This is a genomic window from Lentzea sp. NPDC037011, assembly GCF_055607425.1.
Map to the genome: position 1 here is coordinate 1 of NZ_JBVJRT010000028.1, position 17,329 is coordinate 17,329.

At 65.4% G+C, this 17,329-nt stretch carries 11 protein-coding genes; 7 read left to right on the forward strand and 4 right to left on the reverse strand.

Translation table 11 applies throughout. The features are described from left to right. Positions 1-92: 92 nt before the first annotated feature. Together ACZ7CH_RS40630 and ACZ7CH_RS40635 are read right to left on the reverse strand one after the other, a co-directional pair. Complete coding sequence (locus ACZ7CH_RS40630; RefSeq protein ID WP_470376403.1) at positions 93-938, reverse strand: helix-turn-helix domain-containing protein; 846 nt, start codon at positions 936-938, stop codon at positions 93-95. A 6-nt stretch (positions 939-944) separates the two neighbouring features. Then, the gene (locus ACZ7CH_RS40635) at positions 945-1,589 is read right to left on the reverse strand and encodes a hypothetical protein (RefSeq protein ID WP_470376404.1); all 645 of its coding nucleotides are present in this window, start codon (positions 1,587-1,589) and stop codon (positions 945-947) included. A gap of 402 nt (positions 1,590-1,991) precedes the next feature. On the opposite strand from ACZ7CH_RS40635, the gene ACZ7CH_RS40640 reads away from it, so the two are divergent. From ACZ7CH_RS40640 to fxsT, 6 genes are all read left to right on the forward strand, one after another. Continuing rightward, positions 1,992-3,221: a helix-turn-helix domain-containing protein gene (locus ACZ7CH_RS40640; RefSeq protein WP_470376405.1), complete on the forward strand. Its 1,230-nt coding sequence runs from the start codon at positions 1,992-1,994 to the stop codon at positions 3,219-3,221. Further along, on the forward strand, positions 3,221-4,123 hold the full coding sequence (locus ACZ7CH_RS40645) for a phosphotransferase family protein (RefSeq protein ID WP_470376406.1): 903 nt from the start codon (positions 3,221-3,223) through the stop codon (positions 4,121-4,123). The genes ACZ7CH_RS40640 and ACZ7CH_RS40645 overlap by 1 nt, the downstream gene beginning before the upstream one ends. A 343-nt stretch (positions 4,124-4,466) precedes the next feature. Further along, positions 4,467-4,883 (forward strand): effector-associated domain 2-containing protein, encoded by a 417-nt coding sequence (locus tag ACZ7CH_RS40650; protein WP_470376407.1) that lies wholly within the window; start codon positions 4,467-4,469, stop codon positions 4,881-4,883. 84 nt (positions 4,884-4,967) lie between these two features. Next, entirely contained in the window at positions 4,968-6,473 is a 1,506-nt protein-coding gene (locus ACZ7CH_RS40655; RefSeq protein ID WP_470376408.1) for a VMAP-C domain-containing protein, read from the forward strand. Positions 6,474-6,724: 251 nt separating this feature from the next. Then, positions 6,725-7,546, forward strand: a complete 822-nt coding sequence (locus tag ACZ7CH_RS40660; protein WP_470376409.1) for an AAA family ATPase — start codon at positions 6,725-6,727, stop codon at positions 7,544-7,546. Positions 7,547-7,596: 50 nt separating this feature from the next. After that, a complete protein-coding gene (gene fxsT / locus ACZ7CH_RS40665; protein WP_470376410.1) occupies positions 7,597-11,841 on the forward strand; it encodes an FxSxx-COOH system tetratricopeptide repeat protein in 4,245 nt (1,414 codons plus the stop codon). A 4-nt stretch (positions 11,842-11,845) separates the two neighbouring features. On the opposite strand, the gene ACZ7CH_RS40670 is transcribed toward fxsT, so the two are convergent. Beyond that, entirely contained in the window at positions 11,846-13,513 is a 1,668-nt protein-coding gene (locus tag ACZ7CH_RS40670) for an aKG-HExxH-type peptide beta-hydroxylase (RefSeq protein ID WP_470376411.1), read from the reverse strand. Positions 13,514-13,554: 41 nt separating this feature from the next. After that, complete coding sequence (locus ACZ7CH_RS40675; RefSeq protein WP_470376412.1) at positions 13,555-13,722, reverse strand: hypothetical protein; 168 nt, start codon at positions 13,720-13,722, stop codon at positions 13,555-13,557. 1,870 nt (positions 13,723-15,592) lie between these two features. On the opposite strand from ACZ7CH_RS40675, the gene ACZ7CH_RS40680 reads away from it, so the two are divergent. After that, positions 15,593-17,326 (forward strand): glycoside hydrolase family 99-like domain-containing protein, encoded by a 1,734-nt coding sequence (locus tag ACZ7CH_RS40680; RefSeq protein WP_470376413.1) that lies wholly within the window; start codon positions 15,593-15,595, stop codon positions 17,324-17,326. Positions 17,327-17,329 lie beyond the last annotated feature (3 nt).

Here is a 17,329-nt window from a genome sequence, read left to right on the forward strand (position 1 = left end):
GGGAACGCCGCGACGACATCCACGAAGCCTTCCTCGGCCTCGCTACCTGCATCATCTGCTACCGCCACGTCCAACGATTCTGTTAGGACCTCTTAGCTGGACAGCTCAGCCGCTGCCTCGGCGATGAGCTCCACCGACTCACCCTCATCCAGTGCCAGCGTGCTGAGAGCTTCGAAGCGCCGAACGCACTTCTCCGTCAAGCCCAGGTCCTCGACGTACTCGCCTTTGATGAACGACTCGAAGTACGCGACGTCGCTGTGCTGGCGGTGCGGAAAGCTGAGCAACGTGAACGACACGCCCGTCACCGGGCAGGCACCCGCAGCGCGCGGCACGACCTTGATCGAGACGGTCTCCAGCTCGCTCAGCTCCATCAGGTGCAGCAGCTGCGCCTTCATCACTCGGGGACCGCCGACGGTCGTCCGCAGCACAGACTCCGGGAACACCGCCCGGACGACGATCGGATTCCTGTCGCCGAGCCGTTGCGCCCAGGCTTGCCTGATCACGGCGTGCCTCCCACCACGGACAGGGTCGTCGGCATCCACCACGATGTGCGCGTAGTCGGGAATCTGGAGCAGCGAGGGCACGGCATCCGGCGCGAGGACACCCAGGCCTGTGGCCTCACCCACCAGCGCCGGAAGATCCTCGGCTGGGTCGAACAGCACGACATCGTCGGTGACCGCGCGGACCAGGTTGGCATGCTGTGCCTGCTTCACGACGGTCTGCCACTCCAGGGCCGGCACCTGGTAGACGTAGCCGAGCGCCATGATGTCCAGGACCGCAGACGGCTGGATGGCGTTCTCCATCATCGAAAGCTTGGCGCTGCTGAACCCCACCAAGCGACCAGCCTCGGTCAGGCTGAGCTGCCGTGCATCGCGCCACGCGGCGAGTTTCCGCCCGATAGCGCGTTCGAGCGCCGTGGCCCGGAAGTCCTTTGGCATTGCCGTTTATCCCAGACCTGCCGCAATGCCCAACTCCTCGAACGAGACGAAGCTGCAATCCTGGAGCAGGCGGAACGAGGACGCCGCGACCATCCAACCAGTCAGCGGGTCACCGTAGACGAGGTGCTCGATCTTGATCGGCTGCGGCGCGAACACGCCGGGCCGGTACAAGGTGCCACGGACTCCCATGACGCTGTACTCGCGAACCCGCACTGCGACAGCGCCACGACGAAGCGCAGGACAGCGCTGCAACGAGATCTCTGTGCATGGAATGCAGATGGGAGGTTCCACCGACGCCATGTCTTCAGGCCAGTCCGGTCCCTCGGTCTCCCGGTGATCCCGCATCAACCACAGGACACCGTCCGACGTTCGGTCAGCCGGCTCGGCACAGACCTGACACCGCAGTTCTTTCATCGCCCGCCGCTGCCGTGCCGGATGGACCCGCGCGAAAACGGGTTTGCCTGCACCGTGGCGCTCGGCGACCTTCATCCACAGAACGCCGTGCTCATCGCGGTCGCCCGGCAGCTCGTTCACGTAACCGACTCCGTGGCGGTCGGGGCGCACGACCACGCTGCACTGCAGGTTCTGTTCAGCAGACCACGAGGTCACGTGTGGTGCCACGGTGAGACTGCGCTGGTCGGTTTTCGTCATCTCTCCTGTGCTTTCTTCCGTGCCGCTGATTCGAGACGGCCGTCAGGTCGACGACGAAGTTCGCTGAACAAGACCGCTGACTCGCCTGGTGACGTTGCCGATGCAACGGCAGTGGCCGCTCTGCCGAAGCCCGCGGCAGTTCGGGCCACAACCGTGGCCTGCGCCGGAGTCAGGTCCACGACAACAACGACCGCCACCCACCTTGTGCGTTCTCATGGACATCGGCGACAGGTTGTCCACCGCCAGATGGTTCTCCCCAGGAAAGTGGGACCCGAGTCATTCGACCAGAGCATCAAGTGCGCGGTTCGGTCGCAGTCCGTGCGCATCTTGTACGCATATGTGGCTTGACCTGCAATAATGCGCGTCCGCTACCGTAGGGTGGAGGCGACGGGGAGGACGTCGATGAGCCCAAAACGCGACGCGTTGATCAAAGCGTGCGAGGACGCCGGTTTCACGATCGACTCCTTGGCCGAAGCCTTGGAGGTCGACCGTTCAACCGTCGCACGGTGGCGCTCAGGCCAGAGGCCGCAGGCAAGGCAACGCAAGAGGCTCGCTACCGCCCTCGACCTGTCACTTGCGGACCTCGACGCCGTACTCGCCCAGACCACCCCGGACGACTCGACCGCTGTCTCGGTCATCTGGCCAGCCCAGTCGTCCACTCAGGACACTCTCTTCGCACGACTCGACCGGACGCGCAGCCTCGTCGACGGCACCCTCTCGAAAGGACTCGGTTCGATGGGACGCCTGGAGCTGATCGAAGAACGGATCGTCGATTGGATCGACAGCTACACCCACACCCCGCCCGCCGAGATGCTCGACGACCTGATGCCGGACCTCCTCGAAGTACGCGAGCTGGCTGACGAGCGGCAGCCCGCAAAGGTGCAGGAACGGTTGTCCACGGCAACCGCGGTGCTCAGCCTGTTGAACGCGGACGCCTTGATGAAGCTCGGTCAGGTCACCCGCGCGCGCTCCTGGTACGGCACCGCTCGTCTGGCCGCCGACGACACCACCGACGGCCTTCTGCGAGCGCAGGTTCGCGCACAGGAAGCAATGCTCCCGTACTACTACGGGCGTCTGGAACGCACCGTCTCCCTGGCGCAGAAAGCTCAGACGCTCGCCGCGGGTGCGGTCAGCAGCGCCACCGCTCTCGCCGCGGCCGCCGAAGGGCGCGCACTCGCGCGGCTCGGTGACGCCGACGGCGCCGAACGCGCGATGGCCACCGCCCAGCGTCTGGTTGACCAGCTCGACACACCATCGACTGACGCCGCGTTCGAGTTCAACGACAAGCGGTTGTTGCTGTACCTGTCCGGCACCCTGACCTACCTCGGCGAGTTCGACCGCGCTCGCCAGGTGCAGCAGGAAGCTCTGCGCCGCTACCGTGCCGATCCGACGCTGGTCATCGACCCGGCGCTGATCAAGCTGGACCAGGCCGTCGGCGAGGCTGCCGACGGCGACATCGACGACGCGTGCGCGCTGGCGGTGAACACGCTTCTCGAACTTCCTGGAGAGCACCGGACGCGAATCGTGCTGACACGCGCAACCGATGTCGTGAAAGCCATACCAACACAGCGGTGGCAGCGTCCCGCAGTCAGTGAGCTGCGTGAACTCGTGGCGCCGGTCAGCAACAACTGATGGCGGCGATCCACGAACTCCCACGCCTGACTGAATCCACGTTCGAACCTGATCGCACCGCGCTCGTCGCGGCCGAGGCGAGCCGGCGGGCTGGTCTCGACCCGGCTGGGATGGTCTTGCTCAGGCATCAGACGAACGCCGTGTACCGGCTCGTCACGGCACCGGTGATCGTGAAGGTCCTGCGCCCGAACATCCGGCACACCGAGAACGTCGTCAGGCTGGTGCGCTGGCTGTCCGAGCGGCACGTTCCCACGCTGTCGCTGCTCGACATCGAGCAGCCGCTGGACATAACCGGCTGCGCAGTGACCTTGTGGCCTTACCTCCCCCAGAACCGCGAGATGTCGGCCGGCGAGATCGCTGAGCCGCTCTTCTCGCTGCACAGACTGACAACAGCGCCGATCGAACTGCCGCAACTTGATGCCCTGGGTGCGATCCGGCGCTCCATCGACTCCAGCACGATCGTGTCGGCTGCTGAGCGAAACCGGCTGGAGCGACATCTCAGCGACGTCACCTCTCGGCTGCAGCAGGTCGAGCTCAGCGAGCCTCGCCTCATCCACGGCGATCCCCAGCACCGCAACACGTTGTGGGACGAAAGCGGTCAGGCGGTCCTCTGCGATTGGGAAAGTGCGGTGTTCGGCCCCGTGGAATGGGACCTCGTGACGATCGAGGTCCACTGCCGCAGGTTCGGGTTCCCTCCGGAGCAGTACGACAACTTCTGCGAGCGCTACGGACGTGACGTCCGGGAGTGGGACGGCTACGAGGTCTTCAGGGATCTCCGCGAGCTGAGGATGATCACCACGAACGCGCGGAAGTCCGCGCCGGGAACCCCGCAGGCCGCAGAGGTCACACGACGGATCGCTCAACTGGGTGACGATCATGCCCAGCCGTGGAGCATCCTCTGACCGTGGGACGAACTGCCGGTCGGTCAGATGCAGCGGTGTCGCGCCCAGCGCGCCAGCGAGAAGTTCGTCGAGCAGGCCTGGAAGGCTGGCGGAGCGGTCCTGCGACACTGACTTCCGCATAGAGCAAACGCATATGAGCACGAGCCTCGACACGACGACGTCTTACGTCGCGTCATTCCAAGATCTGGAGCGCAGTGCGTCTGCTGGGATGCCGCAAGTCAACCGGCTATCTGCTCGGCATCCGACGGCGGTGGGCCGGTGATCAGACACCAGCCCTGGCACGTGGTCGACTGCTGTAGAAGCGGTCTTCTACACCACCCGCAGGCTGTGTCAGCCTGATCGGATGACTGACGAGCCAGCCCGGTGCACGAACCACAACGCGGGAGAGGTCCACGGCTACCTGGTGCAGGCGGGAGCGATTTATGGAGACGTCCACCTCCACGGCCCGACACCAGCACCCAGCAAGGGCGATGCACTCACCGACCTTGTTGATGCCCTGCTCACGGTCTCTTCCATCCGCGACGAGCAAAGTCGCCGGCTGGTGTTGTCCCGCCTGCGCCCGCAGATCTCCAACGCCGTACCGCACCACCAGGCGACACGGCTGCACGTGTACGCGCTCGTGCGCACTTGCCTCGACTACGATGACGGACTCGCCGACCTCCTCCGCGTTCTGAGCGAATTGGAGGAGGACTCCATTCCTGTCCGCCATTCGGCTGAAGCGGCGCGGCGGTTGTCGGAGGAATCTTCCGGCTCTCTGTAACGTACGGCGTTCTTGAAGTGTTGCGGTGACGTCGGCGAATCACTGCCATACTTCGATCACCGACCTCGACCGGGGAGGCCGCACATGCCATGGGCGGAGCAGAGTGTTGATCGCGGCGCCTTGTGGCCACTTGTGGAAGTACTGCGGCGTATTCCTTGTCTGATGGACAGAAGCGGGCGCAACCTCATCTCGCGGATGGTGTGCGACGAGTTGGGTGAGCAACTACCGTTCGAGGAACATGAACACCCCACCCGGCACCTCTACAGCCTGGCCGAGGTTTGCCGGCACCACCCGAGCGGGTTGACCACACTAGCGCTCGTGCTGGAACGAGTTGAACAAGGCTCGAAGCACATGGCGGCACTTCGGGACGTGGTGGGGGCAATGTCCGCTCCCGAACTCTGGTCGAGAGAGGAAAGCGCGAGGCTCTACCGGCTTCTGGAGGGTGTCGTACTGCCGGACATCGCTGAGATCTACCACACCGTGGTGGGCCTGGCGGCGCCCAGGATGTTGGGACAAACCACCTACGTCGAAGTGCTGCGAGCCCTGGAGACGCTCAATGCCGATGCGAGTGGAATTCCCAAACCGCTGGTCTTCGTTGAACAGCTTGCCGCGAGGGTACGGCCGGAACTGGCTGCGGAACTGCGTCGCTGGGTTGACCGGCAGGCAGCACGCCTCGGACTGTCAGCGGAACTGGTGGCGGTGCGCCGCGATTCGGTGGAGGTGGACACCGAGAACACGCCACAGGTCAAGTCCGAGGCCTATCTGATCCTTCAGGTGCAGCGCGAGGGCGCATCGGGTGATGCGTACCGGCTTTCCCACTGGCGGCAACTCGGCCGTCCTGCGGAGTGGTCTCCAGTGCGCGGGCCTGACATGGTGGGCGATCTAGCAGCAGTGAAGAGGCGGGTGGCCGCACTGGTCGAAAAGGCTGAGGAGGACTGGCTCCGATATCGACCCGACATCCGCATCGAGTTCGTGCTCCCCAGCGAGATCATCAACCTTGATGTCGACCAGTGGCCCTGGGAAACTGAGTCCCTTATTCCTGAACCTGTGGGATGCCGCTATCCGGTGGTCGTCCGCAGTCTGGACCGAATGGTCAAGCGAACGTGGTACAGGTGGTGGCACGACCGCTGGGACGAATTGCTGGCGCAGCTGATCGATACGGGTGCAGTGCATCGCGAATCTGCGTGGTGGAGCAAGCCCTCCAACGACGAAGGGCTGCGCGAGCTTGCCTCTGCCTTCGCACGTACTCCCAAGCTGGTCTCTCTTGTGCTCAGTGCTCCGCCGCGGACCGAGATGGTCGGGCGGGACGAAGTCGCCGCAGGCCTGCGAGCAGGTGTCCCCCTCATCGTGTGGCACCGCGAGAAGTGCGACACCGACGAGTTCATCAGAATTGTCGATAACCTCTTGCACGGAGCAGATGGAGATCCTCGTGACCTGCTCGAGCGGGTCCGGCTGGCGAGAGTAGCGGCGTTCGAGCAGGGCGCAGTTTCCGGCCACGTGGCGTCGAAGCTGACGATTCTTCTAGACGATCCGGTGCGAGTCGTGGTGCCGAGTGATCCGGCACCCCCTGAAAGGATGTCGGTGGCGTGAGCGCGAATACCGATCCGGCGAAACCCGCGGAGTCGCCCGGCGGACGTGACGGCGAGGACTGGCGGGTGTACCAAGGCACCGGCCAGGTGTCAGCGTCGTCGGTGGCGTGGTTACCGCAGGCCCCACCATGGCGGAGGTTCACCGGAACAGGAGATGTCTTCCGACCTGACGAGGACGACGGCGGAGAAGGAGATCGCCGGGTTGGCGGCTTGCGCACGGCCAGGCGGAGACCCCAGCCGCGGGAGGTGGCGATGGTGAACGCGGCCATCTACCTCCGACGGCCGTTGCTGGTGACCGGCAACCCCGGTACGGGCAAGTCATCCCTCGCCTACCTCATCTCTCGAGAACTCGGTCTCGGCCCTGTGCTGAGGTGGCCGATCACCAGTCGCACAGTCCTCAAGGACGGCTTGTACCTGTACGACGCGATCGGACGTGTGCAGGCGTCAGCCAAGCAGGATTCGATCGCGGTCGGCGACTCCGACCTCGGCGACTACATTCACCTCGGTGCCCTCGGTACGGCGTTGCTGCCCTGCGAACTTCCGAGGGTGCTGCTGATCGACGAACTGGACAAAGGTGACATCGACCTTCCCAACGACCTTCTCAACGTGTTCGAGGAAGGTGAGTACGACATCCCCGAACTCGTGAGGTTTGCCGCCCGGCAGCCAGAGGTGCGCGTGCTGACGGCAGACCGCGGCGGTTCCGCCGTCGTCAGGGACGGTGTCGTGCGCTGCCGCGAGTTCCCGGTCGTCATCATCACGAGCAACGGCGAGCGGGAGTTCCCGCCGGCCTTCCTCCGCCGCTGTCTGACGCTGCACGTCGATCCGCCGAACTTCGACCAGCTCGGAAGCATGGTAGCGGCGCATTTCGGCGGCGTGGAAGCTGTCGACCTGGCACGACTGATCACCGACTTCCTGGAGCGAAGTACACAGCTTGGCGGGCTCGCCTCCGACCAGCTGCTCAACGCCGTGCATCTCGCCACCCAGCTCGCGACCTCCGGCCGGTACCAGCACGATGACGACTGGAACGAACTGTTGAAAGCGATCTGGCATCCCCTGTCGGCGGAGCTTGGATGAACGCACCTCCACCGGACAGCAGGCCTCCCGCGGTCGACCCAGCACGTGCGATGTCGATCGTTCTCCACCAGTTCAGCGAAATGAAGCGCCCGGACGACGCGGTCTCCACCGCGGACCTCACCTGGCACGAGCTGCGCGATGCGCTCTGGCTCAGCGGAAGACTGAAGCCGGGAGAAGCGGGAGCAGCAGCGAACCGGTCCAGCGCCTCCACCTCTCCCGATCCGATGACGGCCGAGATCCCGGCGGAAGAAGAGGCGCAGGACAAGCGCAACACACCGGAAACCAGCCCTGAGAACCTTCTTCTCGGACCCGGCTCGGTCAGCGGCGTGTCCTCCGCGACGCACGCCGCAGGCGCGGAAGCTCTCCCATCGGTGTGGCCGACCGTTCCCGCCCTTCCCAACGCGCGAGGAATCAGCCGCGCGCTCCGCCCGTTCATGCGTTCGTCCGACTCTCCGTGGCGAACGGTGCTCGACGAGGAGCAGACGGCGGTCCGGGCCGCACAGGACGGGTTGTGGCTCCCCGAATGGCGGGCGGCACCGTGGCGGCAGTTCGACGTCGTCCTCGTGATCGATGCAGGGCCCTCCATGGAACTGTGGCAGCAGACCGCACGTGAGTTCCTGGTACTGCTGCAGCGACAAGGCGCGTTCCGCGACGTGCGGTCGTACCTGCTCGACTGCTCCCAGGCGGCACAAAACGAACTGCGGTTGAAGGTCAATGGTGCGGTGGGCAAGTCCTGGCACTGGTCGCATCTGATCGACCCGTCCGGCAGGCGGATCGTGCTGGTGCTCACCGACGCAATAGGCAGAGCGTGGCGCAACGGCGCGATGACGGGACTGCTGGCTCTGTGGGGAAAATTGATGCCGGTGGCGATCGTGCAGGTGCTGGAGCAGCGGCTCTGGCTTTGGGGCGGGTTGACGCCACGCCGAGTACGCCTGTCGGCAAGGCGACCAGGAGCAGCGAACAAAGCCCTCCGGGTGAGGGCGGTCGAGTCCAGTGCCGAGATCGAGGCGGAGGAGTTGACGAACGCTGTCGCCGTTCCGGTGCTGGGGTTGTCCTCAGATTGGATGGCGGGGTGGGCGAAGCTGCTCACGTCCGCCGACGGCGAGTGGATCGAGACGACCGCAACCCTGGTTTCCTCGATTGTCGACGATGCGGTAGCGGCTCCGACGAACTCGCGCGCTGCACCGGACACACCTCGCGAACGAGTACTGCGTTTCCGCACCCATGCCTCAGTGGAGGCCTTCCACCTCGCCGGCCTGCTCGCGGCGACACCGCTGACCCTGCCGCTGATGACGCTGGTGCAGCGAGTCCTGCTGCCCGGTTCGAGTTTGACCACGCTGGCCGAAGTGATGCTCGGCGGACTGCTGAAGCGGCTGCGGGCAACGAACCCCGGGCTGGACGCCACCGACGTCACCCACGACTTCCACGAGGGTGTGCGGGAAGAACTGCTCGCGACGGCACAGCGAGCGGACACCATCCGCGTGGCCAGAGCGCTCAGTGATCATGCAGGCGACACGCACTCGCTGTTGCGCGGCTTCCGCGCCGCCCTCGAAGCCCCCGATGCCGCCGAAGAACCGGTGATGTCCGTTGAAAACCTGCCATATCTACGCGTGCAGGAAGCCGTGTTACGAGCACTGTCCGGGCCGTACACCCGACGTGCAAGGCGATTGACGACCGCCAGAATCGACCTGGAGTCGTCAGTCGCCGGTTCCACGGATCAGGAAGCAGGAGCAGATGCCGAGCTCATGGCCGGAGAGACTGACGTGACGACCGTCGAACCGTCCGAGCCAACCGGCCGGTCACGGAACACGTCCGGCCCCCCGCAGATCTGGGGCCCGGTTCCACTGCGCAACCCGGACTTCGTCGGTCGCAGAGAACTGCTGGAAGTGCTACGTCTGAGACTGCTCGAACCGGGCGCGACCGCGGTGCTGCCGGAAGCGCTGCACGGCATGGGTGGCGTGGGAAAGTCCCAAACCGTCGTCGAGTACATCTACCAGCACGCTCTCGAGTACGACCTCGTCTGGTGGATCTCCGCCGAGCACCCCGCGCAGATCACCTCGAGCTTCGTGGAACTGGCGAAGAAGCTGAACCTGCCGGCGTCCTCGGCCGACATGGCGGTTCCAGCAGTGCTGGAAGCGTTGCGCAAAGGCGAGCCGTACACACGATGGATCCTGGTGTTCGACAACGCAGACCGGCCCGAAATGGTGCGGCAGTTCTTTCCCGCAGGCACCGGTCACGTGGTCGTCACCTCGCGCAACTCGGAGTGGGCGGGGGTGGCGCGGCCGGTCGAGGTGGATCTGTTCACCCGCGCGGAAAGCATTGAGTTGCTCCGGCGGCGAGGGGGCCAGATCTCGTACGAAGAGGCCGACCTGCTGGCGGAGGCGTTGGGTGACCTCCCGCTGGCGATCGAGCAGGCGGCGGCCTGGCGGGCACAGACGGGCATGCAGGTGTCGGAATACCTGGACCTGCTTCACCAGAACCGTCTGGAACTGCTCGAGTCCGGTTCGTCGTCGGACTACCAGCTCCCGGTCGCGGCCGCGTGGAACGTACCGTTGAACCGGTTGAGGAACGAGCACAAGGCGGCGTTGCAACTCCTGCAGGTCTGTGCGTTCTTCGGTCCGGAGCCGATCTCAAGGCGGTGGTTCAACGGCGTGCGCAGCGCGCCCGTACCTGAGGCTCTCGCGGAGGCCTTCCGAGACCCGATCAAGCTCAACCGGGCCGTGCGGGAGATCAGCCGGTACAGCCTTGCCAAGATCGACCACAGGAACAACACACTGCAGTTGCACCGGCTGGTGCAGACAGTGCTGAAGAACCAGGTGTCACCGGAAGACCAGGAGAAGCTGCGCCACGCGGTGCACGTACTGCTCACGCACGGCGATCCAGCGGACCCGGAGGACTCGACCAACTGGTCGAGGTACGCCGAGCTCCTGCCGCACGCCACGATGTCTCGCGCGGTGGAATGCCACGAGTCCTGGGTGCGCGTGCTCGTTCTCAACCTGATCCAGTACCTGCTCGCGAGCGGCGACTACGGTGGCGCGCTGGACTTTTCGGAGCAAGCCGTGCAGGTTTGGCGGGAGGACCTCGGAGAGACCCACCTGGACACGCTCGAGTTGACCAGGTTTTACGCCATCGCGCTGCGCAGGCTCGGCAAGATCGACGAGGCCATGCGCGTCAACGAGAGGAACCTCGCCGCGTTGCGCGAGGAGGTCGGCGAGGACGACGAGCGGGTGTTGAGCATGCTGGACACCGTTGCGGCGGACCGGCGTTCCCAGGGCATGTTCGCGCAGGAACTCGAACTGCAGCAGACCGTGTACGACAGGTCCCGCCTGATCATGGGAGAAGACGATCCGGCCACGCTCCAGTACGCGAACAACCTGGCGAGCTGCTACCGGCTCATGGGTCACTTCTTCCGAGCGCGCGACCTCGACGAGGACACCTGGCGACGCCGGAACGCCGTGCTCGGCAGCGACCACCTGATGACCTACCGGTCGATGAACGCGCTTGCCATGGACCTCCGGGAATGCGGCGCCTACCAGGATGCGGGGCGCCTGCAGCAGGACACGTTGCAGCGACAACAGGAGCTCTTCGGCGCTGATCACCCTTACACCATCGGCGCGGTTCGCAACATGGCGGTGACCCTGCGCAAGCTCGGAGACCACGCCGGCGCGAAGGAGTTGTCGGAGCACTGCGTCGCCCAGTACCGCCTCCGCCACGGCGATCGACACCTGGACACCGTGACGTCGTTGACAAGTCTTTCCGTCGACCTCCGCCACGTCGGTGATCTGAGCGGTGCACACCTGGCAGCCGAGACGGGCTATGACAGGTTCCGGGAGATCCGCGGATCTCACCACCCTTACACGCTGATAGCGGCGATCAACCTCGCATCGGTCCTCCGACTGCAAGGGGATCTGGAACGTGCTCGCGAACTCGATGAACTCGCTACGGACGGGCTACGCGCCACGTTCAACGCCGACCACCCGTTCGCCTTGGTGGCCGCCACCAACCTCGCCAGCGACCTGGCAGTCCTGGGCGACCACGCCGGCGCGCGACAACTGGACGAGGACCTGCTGCCGAGGTCGACCCACGTGCTGGGCGAGGAGCATCCGTCGACGCTCGCCATCGCCCTCAACCTGTCCATGGACCTCTTGCAGGCGGGAGAACCTGAGGGGGCCAGGGTCCTCTACGCGCGGACGATGGACGGTTTCCTCCGGGTCTTGGGCAAGGAGCACCCCGCCACCGTTCTGGCGAGCAAGAACACCAGAGCGACCTGCGACACGGACACCATGGAACTGTGAGCTCTCAGGCCACTGACAACCAAGCAGCAAGTTTGCGAGGAACCGGCGGGACGCCGGTGTGAGCGAATACCCTGAGCTGCAGAGCTCGCACCGTTTCCGGTTGTTCGACCAGGGCACGCATGCCTGTCGCCAACGCGAGTCCGGCCCAGGCGTCGTAGTCCTGTGGGTCTGCTTGAACGCGACGTTCGTAAGCCTCGGCGGCTGCATCGTGGTCACCGCGAGCGAACAAGGCGTCCGTGGACTCATCCGCGTACCGGGTGAACGAGTCCGGTTCCAGCACCCTGAGCCTGACCAGGGTCGCGCGAGAAGAAGGCCATACCTGGGAGCCGGGCACCACCTCACTTCGCACGGCGCGAGGGCACAGCCGCCCGTCAAACCACGCTTGCACGACGTCTTCCACATCCGCCGGAACCGGCTGCAGGTGGTGGAGCCGCCACGTCACCTCATGCTCGGTGAGAAGCGCTGTGACCGCGTCGGAAAGATCGGTGGGCACTTCGGCGGAGTCCAGCGCGGCGAGCCGTGCCGAGGCTGCTGCCACGAACTGCCTGCCGAGCTCGGTGAGGCCGTGTGCGTCAGTCACAGCGTCGATCACCTTGCGGACCTGCCGGCAACGGTAGGCGAAGGTGAAGTGGCCGTGTCGCGCCTGCGCAGGTGGCATGAGCTCTCGTTGCACATGCCAGAACTCGACCACGCTGGTGAAGGCGTAGATCCCGTGCAACAACCCGCTGAGCGGCCTCGGGTCGTCTCGCCACGGCGCGTAGAACCGGCAGTGCTCGTCGTCCTGGTGCAGCGAAAGAAGGTCCATCAGTGCGTTGAGCTTCGAGTGCTGGATCTCGTGGACCATCGCTTCCGCGAGATCGGTCGCCGACCCTTTCGGAGACAACGCGATGCCACCGAACGCGTTCGTCGAGGACGCCGCGTTCACCGGAGTCTCAGCGCTCAGAGGGATCAACGTTGTCAGCCCGGCGGACAGCTCCACGGCATATCGCCCGTGCTGGCGAGTCAGCAGATCCCAGGCGTCATCGAGCAGCTTGCACCAGTGGTCGAAGGTGGTCTGGTCGAGCGGGTTCGGCGCGACAGGAGCGTCGAACTCCCGGTGCGGGTCCACGTCATCGAACGCGATCCGCAAAGATCGGCCTTGTGCCGTTGCGCTGTGCCGCCTCACTTCGAGGAAGGACACGCCGTGGGCGAACTGCACCTCACCCGCGCTGACTCGCAGCTCCGCCCGTCCCGCTGACACGTTGCGGTCGTCCAGTCGCCACTGACCGACGGTCGGCAGGGTGACAGCGCCGTGCACAACGGGAACCGAAACGGTGCATGACAGTCTACATCGGACAGCCGCAGCAGCCGCGATGGCTTGCAACCGATCGACTTCGGCCCACGGCGAAGTTTCCTCAGGCGCTATACACACCTCGCGCAGAGTGCGAGCCAGCCAGACCCCCACAGCTGGGTGCATCAACAGATCTTCGACCACCGCAGGCGCGACACTCTCGGCCTCCGCGAGCACCGTCCACGCCCGATCGACGCTTTCCGCCACACCGGGAACCAAGTGGCTGTGTGGCACCGTCTCGAGCAACGTCTTCAACCTCAGAAGGCGAATGCTGTACTGCCCCTGCCGAAGCAACGTCATGCTCTCGACATCAACCGGGCCTTCGCAGATCTGGTTGAACACATGCCTCGGAACGCTCAGAAACCTCAGTTTGCCTGCGTGGCTCACCGTTGTTCCTGAATGCCGTCGCCCGCTTCGGTGCGCAGAGCCTGCTCGACGGTCCGATCAATTGCGGCGTCCAGGTCCCGCTTGCGCAGGATCTGCAGCTCGGACAATGAAAACGAGGTGAGGTCGATCTGCTTCGAAAGCAGGTCCGAACCTGAATTCACCACCGAGATCGCCTCCCGAAGACCGAGCGCGTCCGCGGCGACCCGGTGCGAAGAGGCAGTGGACGGGTGTTCACATTTGCCATCCTAGCCAGTCGTCGATCGTCTACTGGCACGGGGCATCGCGCAGCGAGCGACGCACGGCCAGGCCGACATCCGAGCCTCGTCAACTCACTCGAACCGGTCATGACGCGCGGGCAGTCTATCCGCACGCCGGACCGTCTCGCCGCTGGTTTACCAGTGCAGTGACGATGCTTGTACCCACTTGGGCCACGGTGGAGCTACACGGGTTCCCATGCGACGACAGCACACATGAGCACCGTGATTCCACATCAGCGCGCAAGATGATGTGCTGCGGGTTCCGACGCAAGTCTGCGCAGCTATCAGCAATCGTTTGCCTCGGCCCCTGACGGTTGGGAGAACAGGTCCGGCTACTGCCGAGGACCGGGCGAGCAACCCCGCTCAAGCCTCCTAAAGGATGATCTTGAACGAGCAGCTCACGGGGTGACGCGCCATTGCCGGAGGAAGTTCTGGTCGCGCCGGGCGTCCGTGGACGCGCTCGGGCACCGGAGGTGCCGAGCTGGCTCACTGCCGAACTCGGCACTTCCACGGTCGTTCGATCACGAGGTCCGTTGATTGCAGCAGCACTCCTGCGATCCTCCGACGTCACCAGCCCGACCGACCCGGCTGACGTTCGAGTCCTTGGTGGCACACCGCAAGGACCCGGGTCGATATTCGCCGGGGCTGTCTTCCTGCATTTCCGCTGCCGCCTTCCTCCTCTTCGGTCCGTCACGCGGGCTCGAGTGCAGAGTTGGAGGATCGCTTCGAACGGCCGTGAGCCCGCTTTGTCCGTCAGAGATCCGCCGGACACCGAGTTCGGCGGGATGCCGGGCCGACGCCGGCTGGAGCGGGCGCGTGGCCGGGTTGATCATCGACGGGCGGCGCGACCCGCACGTCACCGAGGTCTGTCCGCTCGCGGACGCAGTCGGTGTTGGCGCTCATCGAGTCACGCCATGCCGCGGGCAAGCTCGTCATCGGCTCGCACCTGTGACGGTGGTCAGTTGACGACGGTGGCCTGCCGCGCGTCAGCCCAGCGCGCACGAGAGAGATCGTCATTTGCTCCGCGCGGCAGCTAGGGCGTTGACCGCGTTGCCGTAGTTGATCCGACAGGACCGGCTCAGCAACGTTCAGCACAAGCGAGACTGCGCTGACGAACAGGGTGAACCGATGCAGAGGCCGAGATTTTGCACCAACACGCCGTACAGCGCGAGGTAACACGTCACCAGAAGAGCCCCACGGATTGATAGGTCAACAACGGGCACGATGAGCGCCGCCACCTACACCGGCACTTCAAGCCGCAAGGCGAGACTCAGGACGTGGCCGAACCCGAAGAGAGAAGTGAGGCCCAGACGACCGCGATGATCACGGTCACCGCCCAAGACACGTCCCACAGAATCCCCGCTGTGAGCAGGAGAAGGGTTCAAGAAGTTTGACCTGCGAAGACACAGATTGACACCGGGAGACAAAGGATGCTTCGCAACTCGTACGCGAGATCTCAAAACGCACTTCCCGATATCAGGCGACACCTCCATCAGGGGCCACCCGAGGACTCTCAACCAGCGGGTTTCAGCACCAACTCTCATGGCGTTTGCATACAAACTGAATGAGGGCTTACGCTGCAGCGCGACAGCGAGACCGACCGCTTCATCTCCAGCCAGCAGCGCTCGCTGCGGTGCGAGTTCACTCCTAGGTCGGAAGCCGCAGCGACGCACCCAACCCCGCCCACCAGCAAGAACGATGCCGCCGAGCCGTCCCCAACCTCGGATCACACTTCCGATGAGACCAGTTTCACGCCGTCGTCCTGCATCATGGCACCGTGCGGTTTCTCGTCTCGTTGCTGGCAGTCGCCGTCCTGGCGGCCTCGCTGCTGTTGACGATCTCCAACGACCCGCCGACGGTCGCGGTCGCGAGTGGCAGCCCGGAGAGCAAGGTGACCGACCCGGTGCCCTTGCTGGAGTTGGCGACGCCGCACGAGCAGGGGTTGTTCTGGACGTTGTCGCAGGCTGAGGCGAAGACGGCGGCCGAAGTGCACGGCATGCAGGTGCAGGCGGATGCGCGGGTGGGATACCTGCGGCGGCAGGCGTTCGAGGGGTCGACGCCGTTGTACCGGCTGCGCAAGCAGGGGCGGATCGCGTACATGCTCACGTCGTCCGCGGCTGAGCGGGACCAGTTGACCTCCGGGGACGACCCGTTGTTCCGGTACGAGGGGGTGATCGGGCACCTGTCCGTGTCGCCGCAGCCGGGGACCGAGGTGCTCTACCGGGTGCACAAGGAGGGGGCGGCCGACTCGTGGCGGCCGGCGTTGGCGTCGCGGTTGGGGGCGATGCGGGCGCTCGGGTACGACCAGGTCGACGGGCCTCTGGGGTACGTGTACCCGCGGTGGATCCGGGCTGGGGCGATCTACTTCGGCGCGTTCGACGCGCAGGGCAACCGGGCCATGATGGACCGCATCGGGCGGTACTACGGCAAGGAGTTCGAGAACGACTGGTGGGGTGGTGTCCGACACGCGCGGGACGGCAACCCGAAGGCGGTGCGGCACTGGCCGGATGAGGACTTCTCGCACCTCAAGCCATCGATCGGGTACTACGACGACTCGAAGCCGGAGACGCTGGAGCGGCACATCAAGCAGGCCACGGGGGCGGGGCTCGACCACTTCGCGTTCTACTGGTACTGGAACCCCGGCGCGGCCGACGAGCAGTACGCGGCGGGGTTGCGGGCGTTCCTGGCCGCGCGGAACCGGGGTGACATGAAGTTCACGGTGCTGCCGTGCATCCACCCGTGGCGCGGTGGTGCCGGTGGGACGTTGCGGATGCCGTCCGAGCAGATCGACAGGGCCGCGGAGATCCTCGTCGACGACTACCTCAGCCAGCCGAACATCCTGCGCGCCAACGACGGGCGGCCGATGTTGCAGCTCTGCGACGTGCGGGGCATCGGCAAGGTCAACGACCGGCCGGAGAACGACAAGAGCGACGAGATCGACGACGCGGCGGTGCGGCGGTTCACCGACGCGGTCCGGACGCGGGCCAGGGCCACGCTCGGTGAGGAGGTCATGATCACGATGACCACCGACAACGGGTTCCCGGGGCCGCAGCACGGGGTCGACGGCAGTTACTGCCCCGGGCGGTTCACCGGCTCGTACGAGCAGTACGTGGCCGGGGAGCGCGAGTGGTTCGGCACCATCCCCGGTGCCGTGGTCCGGTGCGCCACGTCGGACTTCGACGAACGGCCGCGGATCGGCATCAGCACGCAGGACCCGGTGACGTCCAGTGACAGCCCTGAGGAGGCCAAGGCCAAGCTGCACGCGGCCTTCCGCTGGTACGAGGACCAGTCGCCGGAGGGTTTCCGCAGGGTGCTGGGCGCCGTCCGGGACGACATCGACGCGTCCGCGCGGTCGTCGGCCGTGGACAACTTCGTGCTGTTGTACGCCTGGAACGAGTGGCACGAGGGTGGCGTCATCGAGCCGAACGAGCGCGACGGGTGCCGGTACCTCGACATCGTCCGGTCCGAGCTGCGGCTCAGGAACGGCACCGGGTGCGTCGCCGTGCCGTGAGGC

Coding starts and splice junctions, on each gene's coding strand:
- ACZ7CH_RS40635 (WP_470376404.1), bottom strand. CDS start 1,589: ATGACGAAAACCGACCAGCGCAGTCTCACCGTGGCACCACACGTGACC.
- ACZ7CH_RS40650 (WP_470376407.1), top strand. CDS start 4,467: ATGACTGACGAGCCAGCCCGGTGCACGAACCACAACGCGGGAGAGGTC.
- ACZ7CH_RS40655 (WP_470376408.1), top strand. CDS start 4,968: ATGCCATGGGCGGAGCAGAGTGTTGATCGCGGCGCCTTGTGGCCACTT.
- ACZ7CH_RS40640 (WP_470376405.1), top strand. CDS start 1,992: ATGAGCCCAAAACGCGACGCGTTGATCAAAGCGTGCGAGGACGCCGGT.
- ACZ7CH_RS40630 (WP_470376403.1), bottom strand. CDS start 938: ATGCCAAAGGACTTCCGGGCCACGGCGCTCGAACGCGCTATCGGGCGG.
- fxsT (WP_470376410.1), top strand. CDS start 7,597: ATGTCGATCGTTCTCCACCAGTTCAGCGAAATGAAGCGCCCGGACGAC.
- ACZ7CH_RS40660 (WP_470376409.1), top strand. CDS start 6,725: ATGGTGAACGCGGCCATCTACCTCCGACGGCCGTTGCTGGTGACCGGC.
- ACZ7CH_RS40645 (WP_470376406.1), top strand. CDS start 3,221: ATGGCGGCGATCCACGAACTCCCACGCCTGACTGAATCCACGTTCGAA.